At 40.5% G+C, this 20,045-nt stretch carries 16 protein-coding genes; 4 read left to right on the top strand and 12 right to left on the bottom strand.

The features are described 5' to 3' along the window. The first annotated feature begins 117 nt into the window (after nt 1-117). Complete coding sequence (locus LG003_RS18295; RefSeq protein WP_112878500.1) at nt 118-348, top strand: hypothetical protein; 231 nt, start codon at nt 118-120, stop codon at nt 346-348. 91 nt (nt 349-439) lie between these two features. On the opposite strand, the gene LG003_RS18290 is transcribed toward LG003_RS18295, so the two are convergent. From LG003_RS18290 to LG003_RS18280, 3 genes are all read right to left on the bottom strand, one after another. Continuing rightward, on the bottom strand, nt 440-862 hold the full coding sequence (locus tag LG003_RS18290; protein WP_262981334.1) for a hypothetical protein: 423 nt from the start codon (nt 860-862) through the stop codon (nt 440-442). A gap of 421 nt (nt 863-1,283) precedes the next feature. Then, nucleotides 1,284-1,931 (bottom strand): hypothetical protein, encoded by a 648-nt coding sequence (locus LG003_RS18285; RefSeq protein ID WP_112878502.1) that lies wholly within the window; start codon nt 1,929-1,931, stop codon nt 1,284-1,286. Further along, nucleotides 1,931-2,398, bottom strand: coding sequence for an Hcp family type VI secretion system effector (locus tag LG003_RS18280; protein WP_240000793.1), 468 nt, complete (start codon nt 2,396-2,398; stop codon nt 1,931-1,933). Before LG003_RS18280 ends, LG003_RS18285 begins: the two co-directional genes overlap by 1 nt. A gap of 309 nt (nt 2,399-2,707) precedes the next feature. On the opposite strand from LG003_RS18280, the gene sbcB reads away from it, so the two are divergent. After that, nucleotides 2,708-4,138, top strand: coding sequence for an exodeoxyribonuclease I (gene sbcB, locus LG003_RS18275; protein ID WP_112878503.1), 1,431 nt, complete (start codon nt 2,708-2,710; stop codon nt 4,136-4,138). Between the two features lie 138 nt (nt 4,139-4,276). Here the strand turns inward: sbcB and dld are convergent, their stop codons facing one another. The 8 genes from dld to yieE form a co-directional block, all read right to left on the bottom strand. Continuing rightward, the gene (gene dld / locus LG003_RS18270) at nt 4,277-5,992 is read right to left on the bottom strand and encodes a D-lactate dehydrogenase (protein ID WP_262981333.1); all 1,716 of its coding nucleotides are present in this window, start codon (nt 5,990-5,992) and stop codon (nt 4,277-4,279) included. Nucleotides 5,993-6,187: 195 nt separating this feature from the next. Next, complete coding sequence (locus LG003_RS18265; RefSeq protein WP_112878505.1) at nt 6,188-7,570, bottom strand: APC family permease; 1,383 nt, start codon at nt 7,568-7,570, stop codon at nt 6,188-6,190. A gap of 592 nt (nt 7,571-8,162) precedes the next feature. Continuing rightward, nucleotides 8,163-10,142 carry a ligand-gated channel protein gene (locus LG003_RS18255; protein ID WP_112878507.1) on the bottom strand — a complete coding sequence of 660 codons (1,980 nt, stop codon included), beginning with the start codon at nt 10,140-10,142 and terminating at the stop codon, nt 8,163-8,165. Nucleotides 10,143-10,527: 385 nt separating this feature from the next. Further along, nucleotides 10,528-11,328, bottom strand: coding sequence for an ABC transporter ATP-binding protein (locus LG003_RS18250; protein WP_112878508.1), 801 nt, complete (start codon nt 11,326-11,328; stop codon nt 10,528-10,530). After that, nucleotides 11,325-12,410: a FecCD family ABC transporter permease gene (locus tag LG003_RS18245; RefSeq protein ID WP_112878509.1), complete on the bottom strand. Its 1,086-nt coding sequence runs from the start codon at nt 12,408-12,410 to the stop codon at nt 11,325-11,327. The genes LG003_RS18250 and LG003_RS18245 overlap by 4 nt, the downstream gene beginning before the upstream one ends. A gap of 24 nt (nt 12,411-12,434) precedes the next feature. Next, nucleotides 12,435-13,568: an ABC transporter substrate-binding protein gene (locus tag LG003_RS18240; RefSeq protein WP_112878510.1), complete on the bottom strand. Its 1,134-nt coding sequence runs from the start codon at nt 13,566-13,568 to the stop codon at nt 12,435-12,437. 328 nt (nt 13,569-13,896) lie between these two features. After that, nucleotides 13,897-15,378 carry an amino acid permease gene (locus LG003_RS18235; protein WP_112878511.1) on the bottom strand — a complete coding sequence of 494 codons (1,482 nt, stop codon included), beginning with the start codon at nt 15,376-15,378 and terminating at the stop codon, nt 13,897-13,899. 154 nt (nt 15,379-15,532) lie between these two features. Next, nucleotides 15,533-16,396 (bottom strand): DNA-binding transcriptional regulator YeiE, encoded by an 864-nt coding sequence (gene yieE / locus LG003_RS18230; RefSeq protein ID WP_112878512.1) that lies wholly within the window; start codon nt 16,394-16,396, stop codon nt 15,533-15,535. 190 nt (nt 16,397-16,586) lie between these two features. On the opposite strand from yieE, the gene LG003_RS18225 reads away from it, so the two are divergent. Further along, the gene (locus tag LG003_RS18225) at nt 16,587-17,669 is read left to right on the top strand and encodes a YeiH family protein (protein WP_112878513.1); all 1,083 of its coding nucleotides are present in this window, start codon (nt 16,587-16,589) and stop codon (nt 17,667-17,669) included. A gap of 237 nt (nt 17,670-17,906) precedes the next feature. Beyond that, complete coding sequence (gene nfo, locus LG003_RS18220; RefSeq protein ID WP_262981332.1) at nt 17,907-18,749, top strand: deoxyribonuclease IV; 843 nt, start codon at nt 17,907-17,909, stop codon at nt 18,747-18,749. Nucleotides 18,750-18,768: 19 nt separating this feature from the next. Here the strand turns inward: nfo and fruK are convergent, their stop codons facing one another. Then, the gene (gene fruK, locus LG003_RS18215; RefSeq protein ID WP_112878515.1) at nt 18,769-19,707 is read right to left on the bottom strand and encodes a 1-phosphofructokinase; all 939 of its coding nucleotides are present in this window, start codon (nt 19,705-19,707) and stop codon (nt 18,769-18,771) included. Nucleotides 19,708-20,045: the final 338 nt, after the last annotated feature.

Here is a 20,045-nt window from a genome sequence, read left to right as displayed (position 1 = left end):
AACACCTTTCAAAAATCACTATATTTGTGATATTCATCTTAATAATAAAATAAAAAATTCCTTATTACTGAAACATAATTAAAATTGACGAAAAACATAACGATGATTAGGTTAGTGATGAAAAAAATTCCTTTTGATTTGGATGGTTACGAAATCTCTTTTGGCCATGCACGTAGAACAAGAATTCCAATTATAAAAATAACTCATCCAAAAAATGGGATTTCCATCAAACCATTTTATAGTGTTAATAGAATAAATTTACTTGAAAGAATTCAATATGAAACTGGTTTAAATGATCAATATATTGAATCTATTAATGAGCATTTTCAAGAAATTAATTATCCTTAAAAAACCAGATATAACAGGAGATTATATCCTTTTACTTTAGTACCTTGGAAATTACCAAGGTACTGCATATCAGTTTATTCTGTTTTATATCTTATTCACTGATGAATACATTTGTAATTAGCTGGTAAAAGTGCTGACCTGATGTAAGATAGTAAATAATAACACCCCCTAATATATAGAAAATAAAAGCAGAAAACGCCAAGCATGTACCTGCAATTATCGCATACTGATATCGATTTTCCAATGTTGACATTAGTGTAAAATAAACTAATCCCATAACTGAAAATACACCTACCCCACCAATTATCCCTTGAGTTATATACCCGTTATCTTTCAAGTTGCCTCTTTGTTGGCTGCACTCACTCACCCCGGTCACATAGTTCTCTATGCTCCCGGGGATTCGCTCCCTTGCCGTCGCGATGCATCTTGAAATCCATAGGGTATATGCATCACTATTTTCATCAATATACTTATTATCGCCATCAGCATTTATCCAGTCCTGCGGAGAATTCATTAAATATCGCATTAAATAAACTGCGATCTTCTTCATACGCCTCTAACGCTCTGACATATGACTCCATTTTACTCTCAACCAAAAAAAGCCACTTTCTCACATTAACTTCATATATAATGACGTATTTTAACCTAATAAAGAAATCATATAATTCTTATATAGGATAAACTCCAAAATATACCTCATATATAAATCAGAATCTAATGAAACAGTCTAAATTTTTCTTTTATTTTTTCTGTTATATAGTAAAAAAGAACAGAAAACGCCAAGCATGTACTCGCAACTATCGCATATTGATATCGATTCTCCAACGTTGACATCAGTGTAAAGTAAACTAACCCCATGACTGAAAATACACACAGAGTCCCAATTACCGCCTGCACTATATGCACCACGGTGTTCATCAATATGCTTATTATCTTCATTTATCTAACCCTACAGAGAATTCATCAAATATTTCATTAAATAAACCTCGATTTTCGTCATACGCTTCCAATGCTCTGACATATGGCTCCATTTTACTCTCAACCAAAAAATAAAGTAAATCCAGGTTACCCTCTCGCCTTAACAACATATATAAATTCGGGTTTGTTTGAGCTAATTCCCTAGAAGTATAGATCGCTCTGGATACTGACGCCCCAACCCCCAAGGTCGCAGTAAATGTTACAGATCCTCCAAGTTTAGTGAACCATTTTGCGCCAAAAAAAGCACCAAGGCTCCCCCTAAATATGACATATTTCGAAATCATACCTCCAAATATTTTCCCAACTTTCGTTTCGATTAATCGTTGCTTTTGCTCTTCACTAAGTTTACCTAAGTAATCCTCAAAAATAATCTGAATAATCCTTTCAAGATTATTAAGCGTAATAGCTTCCGACTTTATCAATCCAACAAAGCGATATTTGTCATTTTCATTATCCCATCTATACTCAGTATCAAGATAATCGTAACCAACATAATAAAAATCCACAGGAATATCTAATACCCCTTCGGCAAACCCAGTAAGCCAGCTACTGTCATCGTCAATTGTTGCAACCATTTTTCCAGCGATTTCTTTAGCCCCGTCCATTAAAAAACCCTTTCATCCCAAATGCTATAGGCACCTGTTGAACAAGCTACATTATTCCAAGTAATATTAGTATATACCATTGAAAGAATTTCCTGTGGCATCATATGATTACTGGTTAATGAATGCGGGTGGTCTGATTTTAAACTAACAATATACGCTTGCCCGAGACGAATTGTATAGTAAAGCTCAAGTCCACCATTTTCACTGGTACGGTAAGATTCAAGAAAATACTCTAACCTTTCGTTATCATCCAAGCTTTTTGCTAATAAAGGAGAAGCTTTATCAATAGGTTTAGTGATAATTACCGGATAATGTGAAACATTTTGTTTGCGAGTCATAAGATGTTGCAGACTATAGACGAAGATCTGATCTTCGTGCCCATTTTGCGCTTTGATACCTATTGAGTCTCTTCTGCCACAACCCGCAGAAATTAACCCTTGGTTTTGACCTTTAACCGTTAAATAAATTAAATTTTACATATTCACCTCATTTATCATTTCAATACTTTAATGCATACTGCAGTAGGCAGATCAATATTGTCAAGGATAAATGTTCTAAAAACATACAATAATTTATTCCAAGCCCCAAAAATGTTAATAACTGACATCCTATCGTGGCGCAGAAAGTAGGAAAATATGGATATAATATTGCAATCACATGGATTCTCTAAGATAGTAAGCAATGATTACCTACATTTCTGGACAAAATATCATTCCCCTCTCTAAAAAGCAGAAAAAAACAAATAATTAACTAACCTCATTGGACATTGAACAACAATGAAAAATAGCAGCGAACAACCCACTTTCTACATCCACGACTACGAAACTTTTGGTCAACATCCGGCCTTAGACAGACCGGCTCAATTTGCTGGTGTTCGTACTGATATGGATTTCAATATTATTGAAGAGCCATTAGTTATTTACTGTTCACCTGCTGATGATTATCTGCCACAACCAGAAGCTGTCATGATTACAGGTATTACTCCGCAAATTACCTTAGAAAAAGGGGTCAATGAAGCAGAATTTGCCCGCCAGATTCATAATGTATTCAGTGTACCGAACAGTTGTATCCTCGGTTATAACAATATTCGATTTGATGATGAAGTCAGCCGTAATATTTTTTACCGCAATTTTTATGATCCGTACGCTTATAGTTGGCAAAAAGGTAATTCCCGTTGGGATTTACTTGATGTATTACGTGCCTGTTATGCCTTGCGTCCCGAAGGTATTGTCTGGCCAAAGAATGAAGATGGTCTACCTAGCTTTAAGCTAGAACATCTGACTAAGGCAAATGGCGTTGAACATTCACATGCTCACGATGCGATGTCCGATGTCTATGCCACAATCGCAATGGCAAAATTACTCAAAGAAGTACAGCCAAGGATGTTCAATTATTTCTTTCAGTTAAGAAATAAGCAGAAAATTAGCGCCCTCATCGATATTCCCCAAATGAAACCGCTGGTTCATGTTTCCGGGATGTTTGGCGCTGCTCGCAGCAACCTCAGTTTGGTTGCACCTCTTGCCTGGCATCCGGTAAATCAGAATGCGGTTATTATGTGCGATTTAGCCGGAGATATTTCACCATTACTGGAATTGGATGCAGATATATTGCGTGAACGTCTATATACCCGCCATGATGAATTACAGCCAGATCAACCACCAGTCCCAATAAAACTGGTTCATATTAATAAGTGTCCAATAGTCGCCCCCGATAATACTTTGCGAACAGAAGACGCTGAACGTATCGGATTAGATCGTGATCATTGTGAAAGAAATCTGGCTATTCTGCGAAATAATCCACAAATTAGAGAAAAAGTTGTAGAACTATTTGCAGAGGCAGAACCTTTCCCTGAATCTGATAATATTGACGCTAAGCTGTATGATGGTTTTTTTAGCAGTGCCGATAAAGCAGCAATGAATATTATCCGTGAGACATTACCTCAGAATTTACCTGCGCTCGATCTGACTTTTCAGGACCCACGTATTAAAACACTGTTATTCCGCTATAGAGCCAGAAACTACCCTGCTACTCTAACTTACGATGAACAACAACACTGGTTACGTTATCGTCAAGATGTATTAACTCAAGATAAGCTGAGTGAATATTTCTTTATAATTGAACAACTCTTCACTGAATATCAAGGCAACGAAGAAAAATGCCGTCAACTTAAAGCACTCATGGAGTATGCGGCAAAACTGGTCGGATAATTAAACAGACAGTAGGTAAATATAAAACGGCGAGTCATATATACTCGCCTTTCTGACAGGATAACTCTCTCATCAATCTTTACAGATTTAAACTTTCCTAGTGCCAACATGACGTTGTAACTACTGAGAATATTGACATTAAGATCTTTCACCCCAATTTTTCAACTTGGATGTTTTCCCAATTCCGGGATTGAGAGTGTTAGTGGGATCAGTCATCCGATAAAAAGCCTTAAGTTGAAGTTTAGCCTGATATAGATGACCCACATTATGCTCTGCGGGATATTCCGCTCCTCGTTTATCAAGCAGCTCTATCATTCTTTCTTTCAATGCCTGTATGTCCACCCCTTTTTTCACAATGTAATCCTGATGAAACACGTAGCACATAAAATGCCCGCAATAAAGTTTGTGTACCAATACATCATCAAACTCTGGGGGTAATTGTTCAAACCATTCACGATCATTGCGGCGCAAAGCGATATCAAGTGACAGGATATTCTCTACTTCGTTACTATGCACCGCTTGATAACGGATCGCTGAACCACCAGCGGAAAAACGATGCAAGAACGCTTTAGCACCCTCCTCCGGCGTACAAGCAAAGAAATCCCCTTCCACCCGGCTAAAATATTCTTCCAACCAGCTTCTGGCCTCTTCAATCCCATCACCTGACATTTTTAATATCAAATGGTGCTCAAAACGATTACGATATTCTTTCAAACGCTTAGGCAAGTGAGAGGAAAGTAAACGACTTAACCCCTGCATAATGCGATCGATAAGATTGACAGGTAAAAATGAAATTCGGTTGAAAATAGCGTCCATTCTCCCTTTCAAAGTAAAATAAGCCGGCATCTTATCCGTGCCAAGCTTATCAATCATGATGAAAGTATCTTTACCGTAAGTTTCCGCAATATCGAAAATATCCCGGTGCATATATTCACCCGCCACCGGTAAATTATGAAAATTTGCTAATATATGACGACGCAATTCCGTCAATACGCCAGTTTGGTTGGTACCGATATAAAATACTTGAGACAAAGGTTCTGCCGGAAAAGTATCGAGCCGGACAGCAAACACAACCAACTTACCCGCACAACCTGAAGCTTCAAATAAACGGCGCTCGTCAGAATTAAAACGAGATGGAGTATCAGCATCTACGTCACGTACTCGTTGGGCATATTCATGATCAGATGCTTTACGCTGACCCTGTTCTACATCCTGATCACTGTAACGCTGTTCTTCCAGACAAGAGAGAATCTCTTCTGGTGTTTCTCCCAAATAGATACCCAGATGATTAATTAATTCTGGCTTACCACACTCATTAACACGTCCATATAATGCCATTTCGGTATAAGCCGGCCCACGATGAACTAAAGAACCTCCTGAGTTATTACAGATGCCCCCAATCACAGAAGCGCCAATACAGGAAGAACCGATAACTGAATGTGGTTCACGTCCCAGCGGCTTGAGCGCCCGTTCAAGTTGCCATAATGTACTGCCAGGTAATGCAACTACCTGATTACACTGTTTTAAAATCTGAATTTTATTCATGCGCAGCGTGCTAATAATGACTATATCACGATCGTAATCCTTACCATTCGGGGTAGAACCTTCAGTTATACCCGTGTTGGCCGCCTGCATTAAAATGATTTTATCTGCTTCAACGCAGGCCTTAAACACACGCCACTGTTCCACCAGCGAGCCGGGAAATACAACGGCTAAAGCATCTCCCTGGCCGGAGCGAAAGCCTTTACGATAACGTTCAGTTTTATGGGGAGCAGTCAGGATATGAGATTTACCGACAATATTGGTCAGGGTAGTAATGAGTTGCTGATTTTGAGAGGTCTTTGCATCATTCATAGTCTCTTCCTTAATATACAATTACCTCTCAGAGCATAGATTGTTTTTCTTCGCTTACCGTTGAAATTTTTCTTATCTGTAAGCGACCTCGCTGTTTTTTTTCTTAAGCTCCTTTTCCTTAACTATTACGGTAAAATTAGCAACATAGTAAAAATAATGGCGCCAAATTCGGCGCCATTATTCTTTTGCTAAATATTAAACCATTTCAGAGCATTGAGGCATCGGCTGACGGAAGCGACGGGTCAGGAATACCATATAAACCAGACCAATTGCTCCCCAAGTTAGCCCCAATTCCATAGAACTTTGCTCCAGATTCATCCATAGTACGCTAACAGTACAAGCACCTATCACAGGTAATATCAAGAAATTAATGATATCTTTTAATGTACGGTTACGACGTTCACGGATATAGAATTGAGAAATGACTGATAAGTTTACAAAGGTGAACGCTATCAACGCACCAAAGTTAATCAGAGCTGTTGCAGTAACCAGATCAAAGGTAATCGCAGATAACCCTATGGTGCCTACCAACAATACGTTGATTATCGGAGTCCGCCATTTTGGATGAACATAGCCAAATATTTTCTCAGGAAATACACCATCGCGCCCCATAACATAGAGCAAACGGGAAACCCCCGCGTGAGCCGCCATACCAGAAGCCAAAACAGTGACACAAGAGAACACCAAAATAATGGATTGGAACAGGGTACCTGCTACATACAGCATAATTTCTGGCTGAGATTCATCCGGGTTCTTGAACCGAGAAATATCCGGAAAATAGAGCTGCAAGAAATAAGAAACCGCAATGAAGATAACACCACCGATTAATACTGTCAGGAAAATCGCTTTCGGAATCACCTTACCAGCATTCGGAGTCTCTTCGGACAACGAACTAATGCCATCAAACCCTAGAAATGAGAAGCACAAAATCGTCGCCCCAGTAATCATTGGGATCAAATGGGCATCTTCAGAAACGAATGGTTTCGCATTCCATAAAGTTCCTACTCCTTCCCCGTTGTACACACCGTGGATCAGTAAACCCACAAATACGACCATAATGGCCACCTGAACAATAACAATAGCCGTGTTGAGATTAGCAACAACGTTAATGCCACGCAGGTTAAAGGCTGTCATCAGTAATGCAAAACCCACAACGAAGATCCACGGATCTACGCTAGGAAAAATGGCCTGAAGATAAATTTTCGCTAACAAGATATTAATCATCGGCATGAACATATAGTCCAATAGCGATGACCAACCCACCATAAAGCCAACATGCGGACTAATGGATTTTTGTGCATAAGTATATGCAGATCCAGCAGAAGGGAAACGTTTTACCAACTTCCCGTAGCTCACGGCGGTAAACAGAATTGCGATCAAAGCAATAGCGTAGGATGTCGCTACGTGACCGTTAGTCAAACCAGAAACAATACCGAAAGTATCAAAGATAGTCATAGGTTGCAGATAAGCAAGACCCATCATCACTACCTGAACCAAGGTCAGTGTTTTTCTGAGCTGAACACGATTGTTAGCACCAGTCTGGTTAGTGCCTAGTGTGATTACAGTATTATGAGTCATGAGCAAAACCTCCCATAACTCCGATTCGTGTTATGACACTACTTAATCGATAGTTACTGGGAAGACTTCGCTTCTGCCTATAGGCAGTAGAATTAGAGGCTGGATTATATGCAGAGCTCAATGCTCCATAGTCATCGATGCAGCAGCATGTGCCAATTGGCACAAGTGCGAAAGGAAATAATTGCTCCATATTAGCGTTCCTCATTACGGCAACCGATTCTCATTGCGGTTGATCGTGGGCCAATTATCTATCCGGCTCAGAGTCCGGCCTCTGGTATAGTAAAAAATAAGTCAAAGCAAAAAAAATAACCGACGCATATAAACGCATCAGTTATTCTCTAGTGGGCGAATTCTGCACTTGAAGACCTGAAATAGCAATACTCACCACACTAAAAGTTCATTATTTTTTACCACACTCATTGATGACGCTATGGAATTTGACGGTGTCATATACATTTCTTTGATATGGCTAAGTTTTAACACAACACAAAACGGATTTCTATTCAGTTTTACAGGTATAAGCAAAAAACAAAAATCCTCCTTGTCAGCGACAAACAAGGAGAATTATAAAACAGTTAGTTAGAACGCATTATCAAAAGTCGTAATTAATACCAATGTTATAACGACGACCATCCAATACTATATCATGGGTGTCTTCAGTCACTTGTTTTTCAAACACATTATATACCCCCCCTACCAAACGTAAACCTTCAGCCAGATAATAGCTGACACCGATATCCACAAAGGTATAAGACGGTGTTCCTGTCCCCATAGAGGTACGTGATAAATAATTCGACGTTTTGCCACGGTAGTTAACACGCGCCCAAGTTTGCATTTCTGGTAAAACCTGCCAGTTTAAGGTTGCATTCACCATATGTTTAGGCATCTTATTCAAAGGCTTCCCTTTGAAGTTACCGCTCTTTTGCTCAGAATCAGTATACGTATAGTTTGCAGCCAATACCCAGTTATCAACAATATCCCAGTTCATCGTCGCTTCTACACCACGCATATTGGCTTTATCAATGTTCACACGGTCACTGATAAATTTATAAGCAGTGCCATCAATAACACATTTACCCTGAGATTTACCACTTGGATCGGTACAACGACGTAATTCAGTAATTTTATCTTTAAATTCAGTGTTGAATATTGTTAAACCGACATTAAAGTTATCCCGATTGTTCCAGATAACACCAATTTCCTGATTGAAGCTCTTCTCCGGTTTCAAATCCGGATTACCGACGATAATCGCTGGATCACCACCGCCACCCGTAATCTGCCCCCAATTAGATGCTGCCTGACGTAATTCTGGTGAACGATATCCTGTAGAAACGCCTCCTTTAATCGTCCATTGCTCATCAACATGCCATACACCGTACAAACGTGGAGTCCAATGGTCACCGAAATTTTCGTCTTTATCCATGCGGATACCACCGGTCAGAGCAAAGTCATTGGTCATTTGCCATTCATCTTCAGCAAATAACGCCCAACTCCAACGGTTCAGCTTATTGATATTTTTAGCAGAAGCTAATTGATTCCCTTCATCGCGTAAATCTTCATAACGATACTGACCACCTATACTCAATGAATGATCATCCAACATAAACACTGTATGAGTATTGAACAAATTATCGTAATATTTCATATCACGACCAGGATTACGTGATTCATCACGCTGGAAGTACGTTGTCGACGTTCCAAAATCGTAAACGCCATTATGGGTGATAGAGTAATTATTTCTTTTATATCGACTTTCACTATTACCTGGAGATCGCCAACTACTTGTCTTTGTTTTCCCTACAGTAGAATCACGATCTTGCTCATAACGTCCCGCTTCAAAATCAAAAGTATTCTGCTCATCGGGAGTGAAAGAGAAAGTGGCTGAACCATTACGCATTTCCTGTTTGTTAAACCCACCGATAAATTTATCTTCATTACGGTGAGAATACAGGCCGCTCACTTTCAGCCCTAATAATCCATCAATAATTGGACCTGAAGTATACACACTACTCTGATGACTATTACCTGATTTAGAACGCTCCTGCAAAGTGCCATCAGCGCGGAAGCTGGTTTTCCACTCTTTCTGTGCCTTACGGGTAATGATGTTAATCACCCCTCCCATCGCATCAGAACCATAAAGAGAAGACATAGGACCACGAACAACCTCGATACGTTCTATCGCGGCCAATGGCGGCAACCACCCCTGTTCAATCCCCGAATTATCACGGTTTGGACGAGTACCACGGGTATCAACACGCTTACCATCAACCAGAATCATTGTATATTGAGACGCCATACCGCGAATACTGATGTCACTACTGCTAGCACCACCTGTAACAACGACACCTGGCACATCTTTCAGTGCATCAGTCACATCACGATAAGCCTTAGTTTCCAATTGTTCACGGCTCACCACAGAAATAGACGCTGGCGCATCTTCAATTTTCTGTTGAAAACCAGCTGCCGTAGTGACAAGAATAGTGTCATTACTGCTACTAGCCGCAAAAACTGAGCCAGATGAGATTGCAGCAATAATACCTAACGCGATTTTTCTTTGATTAAAAACACCCATTCCCGATTCTCCAAGAGATATAATTACACTTTATTTATCTATAAAAATGGATAATCAACATGTGCTCAAATAACGAGGATAAAATATTTACCTCTGTGTAGTTTTATTATTTTTCTTATATCTTATTGCTATAAGACATAAGACAATATTTTTTATTAATTACAACAATCCATCTTATTAACTTATTCCATTTACTATTCTTCACAGTAAAGAATGAATCTCAGCATTAACCAGACAAAAGCTGTAGCTTTCAAATATGGCTTAGCTTTTAAATACACAGTAATACAAGGTAAATAAACCACTCCTCATATACGACAATGCACGTTCTGATTTTTGTGCGCATTCTGCGCCTACGCTTTATTAAAAATATAGTTTAAACAATAAGTTAAAATGAATTTTCACTCACTACCTTTGAAACCAATCCATCAACTAATACCTGAGGAATACCCTGAGAACAACGTTCAATTCTGCCTTTGACACCATAAACCTGTGCCAGACTATCTGGCGTAATAACCTGCTCAGGAGTTCCCTCGGCAATTAAATGCCCTTTTTGCAACATTAATACATGGTCACCATGACGCAAAGCGATATTAATATCATGCACAACAACCACAGTAATAATATTCCGCTGATAAGTTTCTTGTGCCACCAACGCCATTACGTGATATTGATAATTTAAATCCAGCGCACTAAGTGGTTCATCTAATAATAATAATGCTGGTTTACGAATTAACGATTGTGCCAATCCGACTAATTGTTTTTGACCGCCAGATAACTGATCTAAATAACATAACGCCAGGTGCTCAATCCCCAACTGACGTAACAGCAACATCACTTCTTCTTCGCTGGTTTCAGAATGACGCCCTCCGGATGCCCGTTGAGCAACGATAATCGACTCCAGTACATGCAAATGAACACCAGCAGGTAAGCTTTGTGGTAAATAAACCACATTTTCCGATCGCTGGACAAAACTCATCTTCATCAAATCTTGACCATCAAGCCAAAGCTGGCCTCTTGCACGATTTAAACCAGCCAAAGAACGCAAAAGTGTTGATTTGCCGCTACCATTTGGCCCCAACAATACTGTAATTTTCCCACGAGGCAACGGAGCAACATTCAGATTTTCAATAACCGAATGTTTCGGATAACCTGCAAAAAAATTGTTAATGGTTAATCCCGGATTCATATATTCGCCCTATTACGTAAGATTATGCTAAGGAAGAATGGAACCCCAACTAACGCAGTAACGATCCCAACCGGAATAACAACACCCGGGATCAAGTTTTTCGAGGCGATGGACGCCATAGACAGCACCAGTGCACCAATCAAGGCACTGGCTGGCAAATAGAAACGATGATCTTCACCAAACATCATGCGGGCAATATGTGGCGCAATTAAACCGATAAAGGCAATTGGCCCAACAAATGCAACTGCTAAAGCGGCAAGAACACTGATACGCAATAATGTCCCTAGGCGCAGACGACGAACATCAATACCAAAACTGATTGCACGATCTTCACCCAAGCGCAGCGCTGTCAGCTTCCAAGAATTCATCATTGAAATAGGAAAAACGGCGGCAAACACCAACAACATAACACCCAGTTTTATCCAGGTTGCTCTGGCAAGGCTACCCATTGTCCAAAGTACCAGCCCCTGAAGGGTATCTTCCGTTGCAATAAACTGCATCATGGAAACCAATGCTTCAAAGGTAAAGACTAATGCAATGCCAAATAATACGACCCCAGACGTAGCAACTCGTGTCCAACGAGTAATCGTATCCAGCACCAATGCGGCCAACAAGGCGAAAATAAAAGCATTCGCAGAAATGAACCATTGATCAGGCACGCCTGGAATACCAATACCAGATACAATCGCCAACGCAGCACCAAATGCAGCCGCTTGGGCAACCCCTAAAGTAGAGGGACTGGCTAATGGGTTATTTAAGATCGTCTGCATTTCCGCGCCAGCCAGCCCGAGGGACAGGCCAATCACTACCGCCATCAGGGCATAGGGTAAACGGATATCCCAAACAATTACCCGTGTACCCGCATCCACACTCTCTGGCGATACTAAAGTCTGCCAGAGAGATGACAAAGATAAACCTGATGGACCTATCGTAAAATCTAATACCAGTGAAACACCAATAATCAGCACGATGAAGACCATCATCACAATACGGCGGCGTAAAATATATTGGTAATGGGCTTTTATACTGCTGTCATCTAATTGTTGTTTCACCATTGGCATCGGCTCGGTAGTGGCACTCATTATTCCCGTTACCTGACTTACTGATTATTTTTCACTGATCCAATAAACCCCCGATGGATCAACTGCCAGGAATTTACTGTGTAATTCATTCAGTGTCTTCTGCGGATCTAAATCTGTAAATTTTTCAGGATAGAACCATTTAGCAAATACCTGAGTCGCTACCACATTATATGGAGAGTTGTAGTAGTTATGCCAAATCGCATAGTCTCTGCCCTCTTTGACCGCAGTCAACGAGCTAATACCTTTACGTTCAGTCATTTGTTTCAGACTGGCTTTTGCTAGTTCAGGCGTAGATTGCGCTCCCAGTTTTACGCCAGGTTCATTACTGTCTGGCGCTTTTGCCCCACTAGCAATGTAAATATAAGGGTCAACTGCAATAATTTTTTCGAGGTTCATATTACCAAGCGCGCCTGGCAGAACACCTTTAGCAATGTTTTTACCACCAGCCAAATCAATAAAGTTACCCATATTGCCATCACCGGCAGTCGCACAGCAATCTTCAAAAGCACCTGCTCTCAAATCGATAAGTACTGTTGGTTTTTTCTTTTCCGGGATTTTATTGGTGATATCAGTCACCAGTTTTACATTTTTCTCGTAAAAATCTGCATATTCTGCCGCTTGTTTTTCACGATTTAGTACTTTACCTAGCATACGAATGCTCGGCAGCGTATTCTTTAACGGCTCAGTACGAAAATCAACAAATACCACCGGAATACCTGCCTTTTCAAGTTGGGCGACCAGTTCGCTGTTTTTACCAGGACCATGACCAGACAAGCCAAAAATGGCGATATCCGGATTTAGGGTTAACACTTTTTCAGAGCTGACACTATCAGCACTGGTGTTACCAATCAAAGGAACCTTATCAATCTCAGGGAATTTAGCTTTATAGACGGCGTAAGACTGTGGGTCCAGTTTGCGGAAATCACCTTGCCAACCCGCAATACGGGCCAGTGGTTTATCACCTTCAAGTAAAGCGATAGCGTGGAACAAACGGCCTTCGCCCAACAAAATACGATTTACATTCTCAGGAACTTCAACAGTACGACCAACTATATCGGTGACCGTTTCAGCCCATGATGCGAAGCTTGCCATGACTGCCGAACCCGCTAACAGGCCGACACTGATACTCTTTGCTATGGATCGCGACATAAATTTCATTTTGTTAGCCCTTTCATATTAATAATTATGGTACTAACAATAGGACAAATGAGAATACTTATCAATATGATCTACACAAATTTTGGTAAATTACGTGATTAATTGTATGAATTAACGCTATGAAAAATAAAAAATACCTATTTGATCACAAAATGAGTGTATTCTTTTAATTTCTTATCAAAAACGGCTTATCTACTCAAATAAATAAAACATTAAGATAATAATAAATTAATCGTGAATCGAATTAAAAAAACCATAAAACCAAGCCGGTAGGAATTTTTTCAAAGATTCCTACCGGCCTGTTAATCACGATTTAACGTATTTACATTCACTGATTCGCGATATCAGGAAATTTCATCTCGCTATATTTGATAAAGTGAGTTTTCCTAACTAATTTGTAACCAAACCAAATCAACAGGAATAATGGAATACCAATATAAGTTGCAGTTACACCATACCAGTCAATTTTTTCTTGTAGAAATGCCTGATAATTCTGTCCTAATGTGATGGTTAGACACAAAACAAACGCAAAGATTGGGCCAACCGGGAAAAATCCTGAACGATAAGGTAATTTACTTAAATCCAACCCCTGAGCTACATAACCACGGCGGAAACGATAATGGCTAATAGCAATCCCCAACCATGCAATAAAACCGGTCATCCCAGAAGTATTCAACAACCACAGATAGACGGTCTGGTTACCGTACATTGAACTGAGGAAACACAACGCAGCAACCACCGTCGTTGCATACAAGGCATTACGCGGTACACCACCTTTGGATAATTTGCCAAAAATCCTCGGTGCTTTACCCTCTTTTGCCAATGTGAACAACATACGAGTCGATGCATACATACCTGAATTACCCGCAGACAACACAGCCGTCAAAATAACCGCATTCATCATAGCTGCGGCGGATAACAAACCAGCGTTTTCAAATACCAACGTAAACGGACTAACACTAATATCACCGACCTCATTACGCAGTAGGCTTGGATCAGTATAAGGAACAATCAAACTGATAATCAGGATCGCAAAAATATAGAATAGCAGAATACGCCAAAATACCTTACGTACAGCACTGGGAACATTTTTTGCCGGATCTTTTGACTCACCCGCCGCAATGCCAATTAACTCAGTTCCCTGGAAAGAAAACCCAACTATCATTGCCACGCCAATCATGGCAGAGAAACCACCGGCAAAAGGTGCATCACCAATAGTCCAGTTATGCCATCCAGCACCTTCTGCCCCTTTCATGATGCCGGCGATCATCAGTAATCCGACCACAATAAAAACAATAACCGTGCTGACTTTAATTAAAGAGAACCAGTATTCAGCTTCACCAAATCCTTTCACTGAAATAAAATTCAGTAGGAAAATCAGCGCGAGGAATAACGCACTCCAGATCCAACCCGGCATATCCGGCAGCCAATAACCCATGACCAATTGGGCAGCAACCAAATCCACCGCAATAGTCACCGCCCAGTTGTACCAGTAGTTCCAACCCAGAGCGAAACCAAACCCTTCTTCAACATATTTGGAACCGTAAGTTGAGAAAGAACCGGAAACGGGCATATAAGCGGCCAGTTCACCCAAACTGGTCATCAGGAAATAAACCATCAAGCCAATTAATGCATAGGAAAGTAATGCTCCGCCAGGCCCTGCTTGTGAAACTGTCGCACCTGAAGCCACGAATAACCCGGTGCCTATTGATCCGCCAACGGCAATCATCGCCAGATGCCGAGCTTTCAATTCACGTCGCAAATGTTGCGTTGCTGGTTTCCGGGAAACACTTTTTTGTTGTTGAGACATTCTGTTCCTGTTAGCTGCAAATAAATCTGATGGCGGATTGTAACAAATCCTCACTATCAAAATAGCGAGGAAGCACTGTTATAAGATACCTTCATAATTTAGAGAAAATTATAAGTAACACAGCTAATTTTGGATTTTAAACAAAACGTAAAATTTACCGGCAGTAACTGAGTAATTTCTGCAGTGCGATAGACATATGCTTTTGCCGATGATGAATCAGGTACAATGTTCTGAAAAGTCTTAATTCTGGCACTCTTAACTCCAGTAAAGTACGATTTTGCAATTGCTCTGCAACGACACGTCTGGACAAACAACTGATGCCCATACCAAATTTGACCGCATGTTTTATCGCTTCAGAATTTCCCAATTCCATCAAAATCTTGAACCCAGGTAAATGGACAAACAACAGATGATCCAGCACTTCTCTTGTACCCGATCCCCTCTCCCTTAATATCCATGATGCCTTAACTAAATCATCCAATTTTAGATCCTGTTTAGCTAGCGGATTTTCAGGAGAAGAAAAAATAACCAACTCATCCTCCATCCATAGTTGAGTTATCAACTCAGGACTATGACAGGAACCTTCTATCAAACCAAGATCAACACGGAATTCCAGCACAGAATTGATGACATCCTGCGTATTACTGATATTTAACTCTAGCGGCGTATCAGGAAAATCCTGACGATAATTTGCCAGCATTTCCGGCAACATATAATTACCAATGGTGCTACTGGCAGCGATACGTAACGCTCCTAACTCCTGTTTGAATAACTGCTGAATTTCCCCTGCTTGCTCTAGCAATGCCAACGCCTTGGGATAGAGTAGACGACCATGTTCATTCGTCACCAATCGCTTTCCTACCCGATCAAAAAGCTGTACGCCAAGTTGGCTTTCCAGATCCGTTAATGAAGCACTCACCGCGGACTGAGATAGCGCCAATTGCTGAGAGGCTTGCGTCGTTGAACCGCTTTTCAATACCTCAGTAAAAACTTCCAACTGCCTCAATGTGATGTGCATATTGCCCCGCAAAATATGGTGTCAGTCAAAGTTAGCTTGCTTTAATTTTATACGGCAATAGACAACTTAACAAAAATCCACTTTCTTACCAATTTTTTAGATTACATATAAATAAATTATCAATTTTAATGATAAATCAGTCTGCTATATGCTTATGTTTAAAAACATATAAGCAAAGTGAAAAACATCTATGTCTGACATTCGTGCCAAAAAATTCAGCAAACAATCATCTATTCCCGGTATGAAATTAATACTTGGGTTAATATTAGCGGCAATACTTACTGCAATTTCAATATATGCCGGAAATATTCCGTGGTTTATTAATATGGGACTGGGCACATTAACACTAGCGATCCTTGCAGGGATCATTGCCGGTAATACTGTCTATCCTTTACTCAAACCTTATTGTGATGAGGGTATTCATTTCTCAAAACATTATCTTCTGCGGGCAGGTATTATTCTTTATGGCTTCCGTTTGACATTTCAACAAATTGCCGATGTTGGCATTACCGGCCTTCTGATTGATGCTGCTATGTTGTCTTCCACTTTCTTTATTGCAATGTGGCTAGGCAAATCACTCTTTGGATTAGACCAACAAACGGTAATACTGATTGGTGCCGGCAGCAGTATCTGCGGCGCAGCAGCTATTATGGCAACAGAGCCAGTAGTGAATGCCCCCGCCAGTAAAGTTGCTGTTGCGGTATCGACAATTGTCATCTTTGGCACTATCGCTATTTTCATTTATCCGTGGTTTTATCAACTCAATGAGCATTATCAGTGGTTACCACTTACTCAGGAAACTTTCGGCATCTTTACTGGTTCCACCCTTCACGAAGTTGCTCAAGTTGTTGCTATTGGACATGCTATTAGCGATCAAACGGAAAACGCAGCCGTTATCAGTAAAATGATCAGGGTTATGATGTTGGCGCCATTCCTGTTGTTATTATCCCGTTACATTAGCCGTGCCCACACTAAAAATGGCAGAAACCATCAGGAGAAAACACCAATGACTATCCCCTGGTTTGCGGTGATTTTTATTGCAATAGCAGGTCTTAATTCTTTCAATTTACTACCTGCTGCAATAGTTAATTCTCTGATTAATATTGATACTATTATGCTTACTATGGCAATGGGGGCACTGGGTTTAACTACTCATGTGAGTGCCATCCGTCAGGCCGGATTTAAACCCATTTTATTAGCTCTAATTTTGTTTGCATGGCTGATGGCGGGTGGTCTTTTGATCAATCTTGGCATTCAACATCTGTTTGGCTGATCAGAATCCACTCGGAGAAATTTTATTTCAGCAGCATATACCTTATGGATTTCAAGATGCATCGCGACGGCAAGGAAGAGAATCCCCGGGAGCATAGCGAACTATGTGACCGGAGTGAGCGAGTGCAGCCAACAAAGAGGCAACTTGAAAGATAACGGGTATGTAACCTTTCCGTACTTAAGGTTCATTGAGTGATTGAACAATGCCATAATGACGTAAAGTAAGAAGGAGAAAAATATGAAATTTGTTGGAGCACATGTCAGCGCTGCCGGTGGAGTTGATCAAGCAGTTATCCGGGCGCACGAACTAAAAGCGACCGCCTTTGCCCTATTTACAAAAAATCAGCGCCAGTGGCATGCTCCACCTTTAACCGCTGACGTTATCGATAAATTTAAAGAAAATTGTGAACGTTATGGATATGGTAGCCGACAAATTCTCCCTCACGATAGTTATCTGATTAATCTTGGTCACCCAGAAATTGAAGCACTGGAAAAATCCCGACTAGCTTTTATTGATGAGATGCAACGTTGCGAACAATTAGGGATCGATTTATTGAATTTCCATCCTGGCAGCCATCTCAATAAAATAGATGTGGATAAATGCCTGGCACGTATTGCGGAATCTATCAATATTGCTCTCAATAAAACCCAGGGAGTCATTGCTGTTATCGAAAATACGGCAGGTCAAGGCACTAATCTGGGTTTCAAATTTGAACATCTGGCAGCAATTATTGATGGAGTTGAAGATAAAAACCGAGTGGGTGTCTGTATTGATACCTGTCACGCCTTTGCTGCTGGCTACGATTTACGTACAAACGATGCTTGTAAACAAACTTTTCAACAGTTTGAAAAAATTGTTGGCTTTCAATATTTATGCGGAATGCATTTAAATGATGCCAAAAGTGAATTTGCCAGCCGTGTTGACCGACATCATAGCCTTGAAGAAGGAAATATTGGTAAAACACCTTTCAGTTATATTATGAAAGATGCTCGTTTTGATGGTATTCCACTCATCCTTGAAACAATAAACCCAGATATTTGGCCACAAGAAATTGCCTGGCTGAAATTACAACAAAATTAATTATTCTTTAATTAAAGCATTATCTAACGGGTATCAGTTCAACTTTAGCCATCATGGCAGCTAATTCAGGACGATTGCTGATACCTACATTAGGCTGGCTAACGGCAAGCGCAGATACAGCGGTCGCCAATCGCAACGTATGTTCACTGGATTCCCGCATCAGCAAACCATAAACCAAGCCACCAACCATTGAATCACCAGCCCCAACAGTGCTGACGACTTTACAATGTGGTGGTTTCGCCAACCATGCTCCAGACGCATTAACCCATAATGCTCCCTGCTCACCCAATGATATGACAACATGAGCAATTCCCTGATCCCTAAGTTGATGTGCCGCCATGATGATATCGGATAACTCAGGTAACAGACGCCCCGTCCATACTTCAAGCTCATGGCGATTCGGCTTCACTAACCAAGGGGATGCTTTTAACCCTGCAACCAATGCTTCACGGCTGCTGTCAAAAATAATACAAGGACAAAGCTGACGTAGACAGGCCATCCAGTCGGTAAACGATTCAGCAGAGACACCAGCTGGTAAGCTACCACTAACAATAACCATATCAAACTGTCCAAGCCATGAAAGCGAATCATTAACAAATCCCGACCATTCAGCTTCACCGACATAAAAACCAGTGAAGTTAAAATCTGTCACTTCACCGCTTTCTTCTGTTAATTTGACATTAATCCGTGTTCTGCCTGGTACTAAATGAAAACGATTTACCATACCATTTTCATTGAAGAATTGTTGAAATCCTTCCTGATTTTCCTTACCCAAAAAACCACTCACCGTGACATCAATACCTAAGTCACGCAAAACTTTAGCAACATTATTGCCTTTCCCAGCAGCATGTAGTCCAGCGGCTTGCACTCGGTTGATCGCCCCTTTGACGATTTCCGGGCACAATCCTACCAAATCATAAGCAGGGTTTAGGGTGATAGCGGCAACTCTACGGCTCATATTTACCCGATGTCTCCTAAGTAGATATACCCGTTATCTTTCAAGTTGCCTCTTTGTTGGCTTCGCTCACTCACCCCGGTCACATAGTTCGCTATGCTCCCGGGGATTCGCTCCCTTGCCGTCGCGATGCATCTTGAAATCCATAGGGTATAGTCATCATCATTACTACGCATTTTCAGTTCTATTTATATCACTTTATATCACTAAAATTGAATCGTTTCAGTTAAATTCCGTACTTTATTGATCGTTATTGATCGTTGTCTTAAATTGATTTCCGGATAAGAATAGCATTGAATTTTTCTCAAAAAGAATTGCTAATTTATTGAAATTTAGATGAA

It is taken from the genome of Photorhabdus kleinii, from assembly GCF_025384885.1.
GTDB lineage: Bacteria > Pseudomonadota > Gammaproteobacteria > Enterobacterales > Enterobacteriaceae > Photorhabdus > Photorhabdus kayaii.
The sequence above is the reverse complement of the archived record's forward strand: the minus strand, read 5'-3'. Positions and strand labels throughout refer to the sequence as shown.